Below are 12,501 nucleotides of genomic sequence, written 5' to 3'. Positions count from 1 at the left end.
CAGCAACGACGCTTCGCTGCCATCGAGGGTGCTACTCCGGGCGGCGGCGCCGGATGAGGCCCTCCTGCACGACGCTGGCCACGAGGGTGCCGTCGGCGCGGTAGAGCCGGCCGGACGCGAGGCCGCGGCCGCCGCCCGCGTTCGGCGACTCCTGGACGTAGAGCAACCAGTCGTCGGCGCGGAACGGGCGGTGGAACCAGACGGCGTGGTCGAGGCTCGCGAGGCTGACGTCGCGGGAGCCGGCCCCACCGCGCACGTGCGGGAACACGGCGGCCTCGAGCAGGGTGAGGTCGCTGGCGTAGGTGAGCACGCAGACGTGCAGGAGACGGCCGCCGGGGCTCGAGGGGTCGGGCAGCTCGCCGTCGGCCCGGATCCACACGCGGTTGCGGGGTGGCCGGTCCGCCGAGTCGTCCCACGGCGCGTGGTCGACGTAGCGGACGTCGAGCGGCCAGGTCAGTGCCTTGCCCGTCGTCGTGAAGGCGGGGCGGTCGGCCGGGACCGGCGGCATGTCGCGCCGCGGCAGCCCGTCCGGGCCCGGCGTGTCGGGCATCGGCGCCTGGTGCTCCACGCCCTCCTCGGGGCGCTGGAAGGACGCCGACATCGTGAAGATGGTCTCGCCGTGCTGCACCGCGGTGACCCGCCGCGTGGTGAAGGACCGTCCGTCGCGGGTCCGGTCGACCTCGTAGACGATCGGCGCGAACGGGTCGCCGGGGCGCAGGAAGTAGCCGTGCAGGGAGTGCACGCCGCGGTCGTCCTCGACCGTGCGTCCCGCCGCCACCATCGCCTGGCCGGCGACCTGTCCGCCGAAGACCCGGAGCAGCGACTCCTGCGGACTGCGGCCGCGGAAGATGTCGCGCTCGATGGGTTCGAGGTCCAGGACGTCACCGACGAGTTCGTCGAGGGCCTTGCTCATGGACCGGCATCCTTCCGCAGGCCGGTCCGCCGGTCGATCACCCGCCGAACGAGAGCACCGAGACCTTCGCGACGCCGAGGTCGAGCCCCAGCAGGGCGCCGCCGCCGGAGCGCTGCGACCCGCCGTCGTCGTCGCTCGCCTGCTGCGCGGCCGCGGCCTGCTCCTGCGGAGCGGCCTGCTGCGGAGCGGCCTGCTGCGGAGCGGCCGCGGGGGCGGTCTGCGCCTGCGGGGCGTCGCCGCCGGAGAAGGTCATCATCGACGGGGCCGCCGCCGGCGCCGGGGCCGCGATCGGGACCGTCTGCACCGGCGCCGCGGCCGGCTTCGCGCCCACGATCTTCGTCGTGGTGCTGCCGATGGCCGAGGAGGGCGTCGAGGACGACGAGGACGACGAGGACGACGAGGACCCGGTCGTCGGGGCCGACCCGGCCGCGGGGGATGCGTCGCCGGGCGCGGAGAGCAGGTCGAGCGTGGCGGGCGGCGGGGTGGACGCCAGGCCGTAGCTCTGCAGCGGGGTCGCGGACGGCGCCGCCGTGGCGGGCACGTCCTGCTGGTCGGAGAGGGGCGTGACGCCCAGCACCGAGTGCGCTCCGAAGGCGACGGCGGCCGCGACGGGGACACCGACGACGACGCCCTTCGAGCGCAGGGGGTGCACACGCATGGCATGGCGTGGGCGAGCCATGGGATTCCTCTCCGGAGCGGACATCGTCCTCCGGGTCCGCCGCCGTCCCCCGACAACGGCGGCATGACCACTCGCAGCACCTAACGCGCCCGTCGCGCCACCGTTACGGGTGACTTCGCGACTTTCTTGAGCGTCCGTCCCGGTGACACCGTGCGTCACGGTGTCTCGCTCTCCGTGATCGCGACTCGGCCGACTGGCCGCTGTCCGCGTCACCGACCACACTCCTGCCCACAGGGCGTCGGGGTCGGTGGGAGGAGACGCGTGCAGCAGTTGTCGGGTCTGGACGCGGTGTTCCTCGCCGCCGAGGACGACCACCAGTTCACCCACGTCAGCCAGCTCGTGGTGCTCGACATGCCCGACCCCGACTACGAGCCCTTCACGGCCTGGCGCCGCCAGCTGGCCGACCGCCTGCACCTGCTCGAACCGCTCCGGCGGCGGCTGGTCGAGGTCCCGCTCGGGCTCGACCACCCCTACTGGATCGCCGACCCCGACTTCGACCTCGACTTCCACGTCCGGCACTCGGCGGTGCCGCCGCCCGGGACCGACGAGCAGCTCGACGTGCTCGTCGGCCGGCTGATCGCCGGGCCGATGGACCGCGAGCACCCGCTGTGGGTCTCGCACGTCATCGAGGGGCTCGCGCCCACCGAGGAGTCCCCGCACGGCCGGTTCGCGCTGCTGACGATGGTCCACCACGCGGCGATCGACGGGGCGTCCGGCGCAGAGCTGCTCACCCTCATGCTCGACGACGTCCCGGACGCGGAGCGCCCGTCCGACGCCGGACGATGGAGCCCGGAGGACCCGCCGTCGTTCCCCGGGCTGCTCGGGCGGGCCGCCTGGCACGGCGTCCAGCGCCCCGGCCGGGCGTTGCTGCTCGCCGCGCAGGCCGGGCAGCAGGTCGCGGCGGCGACGCGCCACCCCGCCGTCATCGACCTCGCCGACCGGGTCCGCCGCAGCCTGCGCGGGCAGCTCGGCGCGGTGCTCAACGTCGGGCGGGCGCGGGACGCGGACGCCGAGTCGCCCCGCCTCCCGGCCACCCCCGCGCCGGCGACTCCGTTCAACGCCCCGATCAGCCGCTACCGCCGGTTCGCCCGGCGGTCGGTGTCGCTGGACGAGGTCAAGGCGGCCGGGAAGGCACACGACGCCACGGTGAACGACGTCGTGGTCGCCGCGTGCGCGGGAGCACTGCGCGCCTACCTGCTCGAGCACGACGCGCTGCCCGACGCCCCGCTCTCGGCCATGATCCCGGTCTCGCTGCGCACCGGGGACGAGCCGGACATGTGGACGAACCGGGTGTCGGCCACCGTGGCCTCGCTCCCGACCGACATCGCCGATCGCGACGAACGCCTGGCCGCGGCCCACCGCGCCCTGCAGACCGCCAAGGCGGTGTTTCGGGCGACGCCCGGTGCGCTCGCCCCGGAGGGCGCGAGCCTGGGTGTCCCGGCACTGACGACGTTGGTCAGTCGCGTCACGACGCGGACGGCGGCGCGCGGCCTCGTCCCCTTCAACGTGATCATCTCGAACGTGCCGGGTCCGCAGGAGCCGCTGTACATGTCCGGGGCGCGGGCGCGGCACTACTACCCGGTGAGCGCGGTCGCCGACGGGCAGGGCCTGAACATCACGGTGCAGAGCTACGACGGGTCGGTCGACATCGGCCTCGTGTCCTGCGCCCGCCTCGTCCCCGACCTGCGCCGCCTCGTCGACCTGATCGCCGAGGAGTTCCACGCCCTGCACTCCCCGGACGGGTCGTGAGCGCGCGGGACCGGCACCTCGCCCTGCTCGACGACGTCCCGGCCGACGCGGGCGGTCCGTGGCTCGACCTCGTGCACGGCCGGCCCGGCTCCCGCGGTCGGATCCAGGACGCCTGGGAGTCGACGTCGGGGGCGAGCGGCTACGACGGGCTGCTCGCGGTGGGCGACCGGCTGGAGGCCTACGTCCCCGGGCTGGTCGGCGGCGGGAACCTGCGCGCCTTCTACCGGGTCGACGACCGTCTCGGTCTGGTCGGCGGCGAGACCGTGCTCGACCTCGCGTGCGGCCCGGGCACCCTCACCCGTCGGCTCGCCCGCGCCGTCGGTCGGCGCGGCCTCGTGCTCGGCGCCGATCTCTCGGAGTCGATGCTCGCGCGGGCGGCCCGGTCGACCGCCTTCGTGCAGGTGGACTTCGCCCGCGTCGATGCGATGGCGCTGCCGTACCGCGACGCCGCGGTGGACGCCGTGTCCTGCTCGCTGTGCCTGCACCTGGTGCCCGACCTGCCGACCGCGCTCGGCGAGATCACCCGGGTCCTGCGGCCCGCGGGGGCGGCGGCCTTCGCCGTGCCGGCCCATGCGCCGGGCCTGCTGCGGCCGTTCAGCGAGGTGTTCGCCCGGGTCGGGCAGGCCCGGTTGTTCGGGCCGGGCGAGCTCTCGGGTGCGCTGCGCGACCTCGGGTGGTCGGACGTCGCCGAGCGGTCCCTGGGCGGGATCCGGATCGTCGACGCGAGCGCGCCGGTCTGACACCTCCCGCGTGACAGCGAAGCGTCGTTGCTGTCACTGGCTGACAGCAACGACGCTTCGCTGTCTGTGGCGCAGGACCGCCCGCCGCAGGCCGTCCAGCACGAGCAGACCGCCCCCGACCGCCGCGATCACGCCGTAGGCGGCGAGCACGTCCCCGGGTCGGTGCCAGCCCGCGGCGATCACGGCGATCGAGGCACCGGCGATCACGACGAGCCCCGCGGCCGCGGCCACGTAGCGCAGGGCGGCGGGCAGCACGAGCAGGGTCGCGACGACGAGGGCGCTGATGACGGTGACGTGCCCGCTGGGCAGCGAGTTCTCGCCGGCGCCCTCGCGGGGCAGCACGGCCTTGAGGCCCTGCGTGATCGCCTGGCTCACGAGCACCAGCGCGACACCCGCCGCGACCGCGCCGACGCGTCGTCGGGACAGCCCGATCACCGCGATCGCGAGCAGGGCGAGCCCGACCGAGGCGATGCTGACCAGCCGCAACAGGTCCAGGACGTCGCCGCGCACCCCGGAGAACACGTCCTCGACCGCGACCATCACGGCGTGGTCGAACCGCCGCCCGGACGCGGAGTCGACGAGCAGCAGCCAGCTCGCCGCGGTGACGACCGTCCCGAGCACCGCGAGCACGAGCCCGCCGACCACGCGCGCGGCCCACCCCCCGCCGGGCCGGACGACCGGATGCAGCGGAACGGTGGGCCGCGTCGCGAGGGTGGTCATACGACCAGGGTCCCCGTCGGACCTGAGGATGACGTGAGAGAGCTACCGCCAGGCGCGCTCGGCGTGCCCGAAGACGATCACGTTGTCCTCGTAGCTGCGCCGCGCGGCGTCGAAGTCCCCTCCGCAGGTGATCAGCCGGATCTGGGCGTCGCCGGTCGGGCCGTAGACCTGGGCGGTCGGGAAGGCCTGCTTCGAGGCCTGCTCGACCCGGTCGACGACGAAGACCACGGAGGAGCCGTCGGCGCGGTGCACCAGGATCTCGTCGCCGGCCGTGAGGGCGTCGAGGTGCGCGAACCCGCCCTCGACGCCGCGGTAGTTGACGTGCGAGGCGAAGACCGCCGGCCCGTTGGTCCCGGGCGCGGAGCCGCGGGAGAACCAGCCGACCGTCGCGGCGTCCGGCGGGACCTGCAGCGACAGGTCCTCGTTGTAGCCGAGCTTCATGATCGAGTCGCGGGTGACCCCGATCGCCGGGATCTCGATCCCGACCGGCGCGGACGCCGCCAGCGGCAGCGACTCGCTCGCCGCCCCGGCCGGCACGGACACCGTGGAGGTGCCGGTGCGGGCCGAGCTCGGGCCGACGTTCATCAGGACCGTCAGGGCGATCACGGCGGCGAGCGCCGCGAGGGCCCAGACCAGGAGGGGCGAGCGGGTGCGGGTCACACCAGCTCCTCGGCCTCGTCCCGACGACGGCCGGCGCCGGTCAGGCTCGCGACCCCGAGGCCCGCGAGTGCGGCCGCACCACCGGACGCGGCGCCCGGCGCGGAGTCACCGGTCGCGACGCCGCCCTGCGGGTAGCCGTCGTAGTCGGCGGTGACGGTCCGGTAGCCGTCCGGGTTCCACTCGCAGGCCCGGCCGTCGTCGTCCCCGTCGAGGTTGTTCGGGTCGGAGCGGTCAGCCTCGTAGATGGCCTGCGCTTCCTCGGCGGTGACGTCATCGCAGTTGATGTCGTCGCGGCCGTGCCACGCGTAGTGCCCGTGGTGGTGGTGCGTGTCCTTCAGCTCGCGGCAGAGCTTGTCGATCACCACGACGACGTCGGGCAGGCTGCCGTAGCCCGTCGACGGGTCGAACGAGCCGGGCAGGGCGCCGCAGAACGAGGCGAACTGCTGCCCGAGGGCCTCGGCCTGATCGGCGGCCACGCTGACCTTGCTCGCCAGGAACAGGCAGGCGTCCCGCGGGCTCGAGAAGGAGCCGGACGACGGGAACTCGGGGATGGTCAGGTCGCCGAGGTCGAGGTTGCCGGTCGGCAGGTCCTTCAGCACGTCGGCGATGGGGAGACCCGACGCGAGGTCGAGGCCGGTGAGGCTCTGCAGGGAGTCGGTGACCTGCGCCGGGGTCACGGCCGACGCGGCGAGCTGGTTGTCGACGACGTCCGGGGCCGCCTTCGTGGCGGTCTCCTCGTCGGTCTGCGGCTGGGCGGCGTCCTCCGCGGCGGCGTCGTCGCTCACCGACGGGGTCGTGGTGGTGGTCTCCGGGGCGCCGGGGGCGGCCGTGTCGACCGGGAGGCTCGGCGACGTGGGGATGGTGGTCTCGACGACCTCCGGCGTCGACCCCGTCGAGCCCGTCGAGCCCGTCGTGTCCGATCCGGTGCTCACCGCCTCGCACGACGTGCCGTCCTCGCTCGGCGCGGTGCCCGCGGCGCACACGAGCGGCACCGTCGGCTCCTGCGCCAACGCCACGCCCGGCGCGATCACCGCGGCACCGACCAGACCCGCCATCAGTACCGCGGCGGCGCGGGTCCCCCTGCCAACCCTCACGTGCTCTCCTCGACTCGCCGACCCGCGTCGTCGCAGGTCCGTTCGAGGGGCGCATCGCCCGGAGATCCCGTTGGCGTTACATCGTCCGGTTCACCGCCCGCCGGCTACGAGGCCCTCGGCAGACTCCCGGCGTGAGTCAGTGGCACCGCGGCACCCTCCGGGCGCTCCGCGCCACCGACATCGTGCGGCCTCGACGAGCGGGAATGCTCAGGTGCGGACCGGCGACCGCCCACGGCGCCGCCGCGCCACCATGTGGCCCGCCACGAGCCGGGCCGGGCTCTCCCTCAGACAGATCGAGACACCGGCGTCGAGCATCGCGACGATGCGCTCGGTCGGGGCCTGCCGCGCGAGCAGGACCACCACCTCGGTGCCGGGCTGGCGCTCGATCACGTCGACGACGAGGGCGGGGTCGGGCTCGACGAGCACCACGAAGTCGACGCACGGATGGTGCGAGGGGCGCTCGGTGGCCACGACCCGCCAGCTCGCGGGGGCCACCTCGCCGAGCAGCCGGGCCGTCGAGCGGGACGCGACGACCTCGACCGTGGCCGGGGCGTCGTCGTCGAGCCGCGGGTCGGGAGCCGGCGCCACCGGGAGCGGGGCGCTGGGATGCGGGTCCCGCACGACCGGCTCCGGCGTCCGCGGGTGGGGAACGGCGTGCCGCCCGGAGCGGAGCGAGAACCTCATGGTGACGATGCTGCGCCGCGGACCTGGATACAGCCTGAGTGTCGTCTGTGGGATCCGCGTCCGGACGCGCCGACGCGACGGCGTCCCGGGGGGCAGGACACCGCCGCGTCGACTCGCTCCGCGCGCCCTCAGGCGAGCGGACGGCTCAGGTCGTAGACGGTCCTCCCGCCCACGTCGGTCTTCGTGAAGTGCGTGGTGACCCAGGTCGTGATCTCACCGCTCGTGCCGCGGGAGCCGAACCCACCACGGTCGGCGCGTTCCGCGCCGGAACCGGCCCGATCCGCCGTCGGGAAGGCGCCCGGCCCGCCGCCGCCCGGACCGCCGCCCTCGACGAAGTACCGGACCTGGCCGGTGGCGACGTACTCCTGGAACTGGGCGAGGGTGGGCGCCGGATCGCTGCCCATGAAGCCGCCGAGGGCCATCACCGGCACGCCCGCGGCGAGCTGGAGCGAGGACTGGCCCATCGCGCCCAGCGTCGCCGCAGCCCAGCGGGTGCCCGCGCCCTGCAGCAGTGCGACGAGCTGCGGCGACGCCTGCTCGCCCTCCGGACCACCACGCTGACCACCCGGGCGCTGGTCGTCGCCGCGGCGCATCCCGCCGGGACCGCCCATGCCGCTGTTCGAGCCCGCGGAGACGATCGAGCCCTGGTGCGGCGTCGCGGCGGTCACCGCGGCGAACGCGGTGGAGGCCCCGACCGTACCGATCAGCGCGAGCACGGTGACGACGACGGCGCCGGTTCGTCGGGCGGTCAGCCGCGGCAGCACCAGCCCGACCGCGCCGAGCACTCCGGCGACCACGACGACCCAGCGCAGCCACGGGAAGGACTCCGCCTGGGTGAGGACGACCGCGCTCCACACGGCCGTGCCGAGCACGACGACGCCGAGCACGATCCGGGCCGCGACCGACCCGCGGTGGCGCCGGAGGATCGAGGCGCCGGCGGCGGCCGTGATGGCGACGCCGGGCGCCAGGGCGACCGTGTAGTAGGGGTGGATGATCCCGCTCATCGCGGAGAAGACGACGGTGTGGACGACCATCCAGGCGCCGCCGAGCAGCAGCAGCCCGCGCGTCCGGTCGGTGCGCGGGGCCCGCCGGGTGAACCACAGCCCCGCGATCAGCAGGACGAAGCCGGCCGGCAGCAGCCAGGAGGCGTTGCCGGAGAACTCGGCGGTGAGCATCCGCCAGGGGCTGGGCGAACCGCCGAAGCCGCCGAAACCGCCGCCTCCGGGCCCACCGGGTCCACCACCGGGCGCCATCCCGCCCGGCATCCCGCCGCCGGGCATCCCACCGCCACGCTCGTTCCCGAGGATGCGGCCGAGTCCGTTGTAGCCGAGGGCGAGCTCGAGCAGCGAGTTGTCCGTGGACCCACCGATGTAGGGCCGGTCGGCGGCGGGCCAGAGCTGGACGAGCGCGACGTACCAGCCGGCGGAGACCACGATCGCGACGCCGGCCGCGAGCAGGTCACCGATCCGCCGCCGGAGCGTCGTCGGTGCGACGACCGCGTACACGAGGGCGAGACCGGGGACGACGAGCATGACCTGCAGCTGCTTCGTCAGGAACCCGAGCCCGACGAGCGCCCCCGCGGCGACCAGCCACCAGGTGCCGGCCTTCGTGCCCGCGGCGTCGATCGCGCGCACCGTGACGTGGGCGGCGGCGATCATGCAGAGCACGAGCATCGCGTCGGGGTTGTTGAACTTGAACATCAACGCCGCGACCGGCATGAAGGCCAGCAGTGCGGCCGCGGCGAGCGCGGTCCTGGGCCCCGACCAGCGTCGACACAGCGCGTACACCAGCGCCACGGACGCGACGCCCATCAGCGCCTGGGGCACCAGCATCGACCACGACGAGAACCCGAAGATCCGCCCGGAGAGCGCCATCACCCACAGCGACGCGGGCGGCTTGTCGACGGTGATCAGGCCGGGGGCGTCCAGCGCGCCGAACAGCCAGGCCTTCCAGGACTGGGTGCCGGCCTGCACCGCGGCGGCGTAGAACGAGTTGGCGTAGCCCGAGGCGCCCAGGTTCCACAGGTAGGTCACCGCGGTGGCGGCGAGCAGGACCCGGAAGGTCGGGCGGACCCAGCGCGGGTCGGACGATGTCGCGACGACGGGGGCGCCGGTCGGGCGGGGGGTGTCGAGGGTGGTGCTCATGGCGGGGTGGGCGCTCCTGGCGAGCCGGATCGACGATGTGGTTTTCCTGCCACTGGATGACAGCAACGACGCTTTGCTGCCACCAGGACGGGTCAGGCGGACTGACGGCGCGGGTGGAACACCCAGGCGCGGTAGGCGACGAAGCGCAGCAGGGTCGCGACGAGGTTCGCGACGACGAGGGTGAGCAGCTCCACGGCGTGCGAGGCGCCGGGGGCCACGACGTCGAGCAGGGCCAGCGACCCCGACGTCAGGACCAGCCCGAGCCCGAACACGACCAGGCCCTCGACCTGGCTGCGCCCGGCGTGCCGACGCCCACGGATGCCGAAGGTCAGCCGACGGTTCGCGGCGGTGTTGCCGACGGCGGTGATCACGAGCGCGAGCAGGTTCGACACCTGCGCGGGCATCGCGGTGCGGAACAGCGAGTAGAGCAGCAGGAACGCGAGCGTGGAGACGACCCCGATGGCCGCGAACCGCACGATCTGCGCGGTCGTGCCCGGCGCCACCCCCGCAGTCTCGTCGGCCCGGCCCAACGGCTCCCGGCCGAACTCCTGCCGCAGCTGCGCCACCGGCAGCGCACCCGTCGCGAGCGCCTTCCCCACCCGGGCCACGCCCTTGAGGTCGGCGACCGCGGTGGCCACGACGTCGACGCGGGAGTCCGGGTCGTCGACCCAGTCCACCGGCACCTCGTGGATCCGCAGCCCCGAGCGCTCGGCGAGCACCAGCAGCTCGGTGTCGAAGAACCAGCCGGTGTCCTCGACCAGCGGCAGCAGCCGCTGCGCCACGTCGCCCCGGATCGCCTTGAACCCGCACTGCGCATCGGAGAACCGGGCGCGCAGCGTGCCCCGCAGCAGCACGTTGTAGCAGCGGGAGATGATCTCGCGCTTCGCTCCGCGGACCACCCGCGAGGTCCGCGAGAGCCGCGACCCGATCGCGAGGTCGGAGTGCCCGGAGATCAGCGGGGCGACCAGCGGCAGGAGCGCGGCGAGGTCGGTCGAGAGGTCGACGTCCATGTAGGCCAGCACCGGCGCGTCGGAGGCCGACCACACCGCGCGCAGCGCCCGACCGCGGCCCTTCTCGTCGAGGTGCACGACCTCCACCTCGTCGTACTGCGCCGCGAGATCCTTCGCGACGACCAGGGTGCGGTCGGTCGAGGCGTTGTCCGCCACCGTGATGCGGAACGGGTACGGGAAGGCCTCGGCCAGGTGGGCGTGCAGGCGCTCGACACAGGGACCGAGATCGCGCTCCTCGTTGTAGACGGGCACGACGACGTCGAGCACCGGGGTGCCGGCGGCGGCCTCGACGGCCGGGCGGGGCAGGGCCTGCGGGACGAGCGTTGCGGTCATGTCCTCACCGTCGGAGCCGGAGGTGGACGATCGGTGGGCCTCGCCTGTGATCGCCCTGTGCATGACGATCAGCGTCGACACCGGCCATGTCCGCGGGCTGGAGGAGACCTGTGCGCGAGCTGTGGGCCCCGGTGTCCGGTTCCACGCGCAGGTGATGTGCGTCTCTCAGGGATTTTGCAGACTCGTCCACAGTGACTCCACAGCCGAGGCGGGAAACCTCGCTCCCATGACCGACCAGGACCCGTTCGCCCGGCCCCCGCAGTCCGGCGAACCCGCCCACTCCGCCGGCCCTGTCCCGCGTGACGGGTCCGCTGCCGGCGGCGTGCGCTACGAGGACCCCGCCCAGGGCGGCACCGCGACGATGCCGCGCTCCGACCCGCCGTCCGGCCCGTGGAACCAGCCCACGGGTCAGCACTGGCAGCCCGGCCCGCCGTCGGGGCCGGGAACGCCCGCCGGCCCGCCCCCGCCGACGAGCCCACAGCCCTCCTACGGCGGCGGTGACGGCGGCGGCCGGAAGCGGCGCAGCCCGTTGGTGCTGGCCTCGGCCGCGCTCGCGGCGCTGCTCGTGGCGGGCGGGGTCGGCGGGGTCGTCGGCTACGAGGCTGCGTCCTCGGCCGGCGGGACCTCCGTGCTCTCCGGCACCTCGGAGTCGTCCTCGGCCGCCGCCCCCGCGGCCGCGGGCACCGTCGAGGCGGTGGCGCAGAAGGTGCTGCCGAGCGTCGTGCAGCTGCGCGGCGCCTCGGGCGAGGGCTCCGGCATCGTCATCTCCGCCGACGGCCTCATCCTCACCAACGCGCACGTGCTCGAGGCCGGTGAGCCGCAGCAGCAGTCCTCGGGCGGCCTCGGCGGGCTCGGCGGCCTGCTCGGCGGCGGTCAGCAGCAGCAACAGCAGCAGGCCGCGCCCCAGCTGCAGGCGGTGTTCCAGAACGGCCGGACCGCGCAGGTGCAGGTCGTGGGCACCGACGCGACCGCCGACCTCGCCGTGGTGCGCGCGGTCGGTGTCTCCGACCTGACCCCGGTCGAGATCGGCAGCTCCTCCTCGCTGCAGGTCGGCCAGGGCGTCGTCGCCGTCGGCTCGCCGCTCGGCCTGTCCGGCACGGTGACCAGCGGCATCGTCTCCGCCCTGAACCGCCCGGTGGTCGCCGGCGGCGAGGGGTCCAACCAGTCCACCGTCACCGACGCGATCCAGACCGACGCGGCGATCAACCCCGGCAACTCCGGCGGCGTCCTCGCCGACATGCAGGGCCGCGTCGTCGGGATCACGTCCTCGATCGCCACCCTCGGCGGCTCGTCCGGCTCCGGCCAGCAGCAGAGCGGCTCGATCGGCCTCGGCTTCGCCATCCCGATCGACCAGGCGAAGCGGATCGGCGACCAGCTCGCACAGCAGGGCTTCGCCACGCAGGCGGTCCTGGGCGTGCAGGTCGCGTCCGGCCAGCAGGGCTCGACGACCGAGGGAGCCCAGATCGGGCCCGTCACCCCGGGCGGTGCCGCCGCCGCCGCCGGGCTCGTGCAGGGCGACGTGGTGACGAAGCTGAACGACCGCGTCATCGACGACGGGGACGCCCTCGTCGCGGCGGTCCGCGCCCAGAACCCGGGCTCCCAGGTGACGCTGACCGTGCAGTCCGGCAACGCCGCGCCGCGTCAGGTCCAGGTCACCCTCGGCACGGAGCGGGCGCCCTCGAGCTGAGCCTCCGCACCGCGACCCACGAACGGGCCGTCCGTCACGATCCACCGTGCCGGGCGGCCCGTTCGTCGTCCCCGGAGATCTCCACCCC

General features: G+C 74.6%; 11 protein-coding genes. 3 read left to right on the top strand and 8 right to left on the bottom strand.

Translation table 11 applies throughout. The annotated features are described in order from the left end of the window. Positions 1-31: 31 nt before the first annotated feature. On the bottom strand, positions 32-913 hold the full coding sequence (locus tag ACQPYX_RS02945) for an acyl-CoA thioesterase (protein WP_433801412.1): 882 nt from the start codon (positions 911-913) through the stop codon (positions 32-34). Between the two features lie 37 nt (positions 914-950). Continuing rightward, positions 951-1,571, bottom strand: coding sequence for a hypothetical protein (locus ACQPYX_RS02940; RefSeq protein ID WP_433801411.1), 621 nt, complete (start codon positions 1,569-1,571; stop codon positions 951-953). A 282-nt stretch (positions 1,572-1,853) separates the two neighbouring features. Between ACQPYX_RS02940 and ACQPYX_RS02935 the strand changes: the two genes are divergently transcribed. Both ACQPYX_RS02935 and ACQPYX_RS02930 read left to right on the top strand, forming a co-directional pair. After that, positions 1,854-3,341, top strand: coding sequence for a WS/DGAT/MGAT family O-acyltransferase (locus ACQPYX_RS02935; protein WP_433801410.1), 1,488 nt, complete (start codon positions 1,854-1,856; stop codon positions 3,339-3,341). After that, positions 3,338-4,081 (top strand): methyltransferase domain-containing protein, encoded by a 744-nt coding sequence (locus ACQPYX_RS02930; protein WP_433801409.1) that lies wholly within the window; start codon positions 3,338-3,340, stop codon positions 4,079-4,081. The genes ACQPYX_RS02935 and ACQPYX_RS02930 overlap by 4 nt, the downstream gene beginning before the upstream one ends. A 33-nt stretch (positions 4,082-4,114) precedes the next feature. On the opposite strand, the gene ACQPYX_RS02925 is transcribed toward ACQPYX_RS02930, so the two are convergent. From ACQPYX_RS02925 to ACQPYX_RS02900, 6 genes are all read right to left on the bottom strand, one after another. After that, a complete protein-coding gene (locus ACQPYX_RS02925) occupies positions 4,115-4,801 on the bottom strand; it encodes a phosphatase PAP2 family protein (protein ID WP_433801408.1) in 687 nt (228 codons plus the stop codon). 42 nt (positions 4,802-4,843) lie between these two features. Continuing rightward, positions 4,844-5,461, bottom strand: coding sequence for a class F sortase (locus tag ACQPYX_RS02920; RefSeq protein WP_433801407.1), 618 nt, complete (start codon positions 5,459-5,461; stop codon positions 4,844-4,846). Then, complete coding sequence (locus tag ACQPYX_RS02915) at positions 5,458-6,555, bottom strand: hypothetical protein (RefSeq protein WP_433801406.1); 1,098 nt, start codon at positions 6,553-6,555, stop codon at positions 5,458-5,460. Before ACQPYX_RS02915 ends, ACQPYX_RS02920 begins: the two co-directional genes overlap by 4 nt. Positions 6,556-6,762: 207 nt before the next feature. Beyond that, positions 6,763-7,239 (bottom strand): hypothetical protein, encoded by a 477-nt coding sequence (locus ACQPYX_RS02910; RefSeq protein ID WP_433801405.1) that lies wholly within the window; start codon positions 7,237-7,239, stop codon positions 6,763-6,765. Positions 7,240-7,367: 128 nt separating this feature from the next. Continuing rightward, on the bottom strand, positions 7,368-9,383 hold the full coding sequence (locus ACQPYX_RS02905; protein ID WP_433801404.1) for an ArnT family glycosyltransferase: 2,016 nt from the start codon (positions 9,381-9,383) through the stop codon (positions 7,368-7,370). 92 nt (positions 9,384-9,475) lie between these two features. Then, positions 9,476-10,726, bottom strand: coding sequence for a glycosyltransferase (locus ACQPYX_RS02900; RefSeq protein WP_433801403.1), 1,251 nt, complete (start codon positions 10,724-10,726; stop codon positions 9,476-9,478). A gap of 226 nt (positions 10,727-10,952) precedes the next feature. On the opposite strand from ACQPYX_RS02900, the gene ACQPYX_RS02895 reads away from it, so the two are divergent. Beyond that, complete coding sequence (locus ACQPYX_RS02895; RefSeq protein WP_433801402.1) at positions 10,953-12,413, top strand: S1C family serine protease; 1,461 nt, start codon at positions 10,953-10,955, stop codon at positions 12,411-12,413. Positions 12,414-12,501: the final 88 nt, after the last annotated feature.

It is taken from the genome of Actinomycetospora sp. CA-084318 (assembly GCF_050955885.1).
Lineage (GTDB): Bacteria > Actinomycetota > Actinomycetes > Mycobacteriales > Pseudonocardiaceae > Actinomycetospora.
The sequence above is the reverse complement of the archived record's forward strand: the minus strand, read 5'-3'. Positions and strand labels throughout refer to the sequence as shown.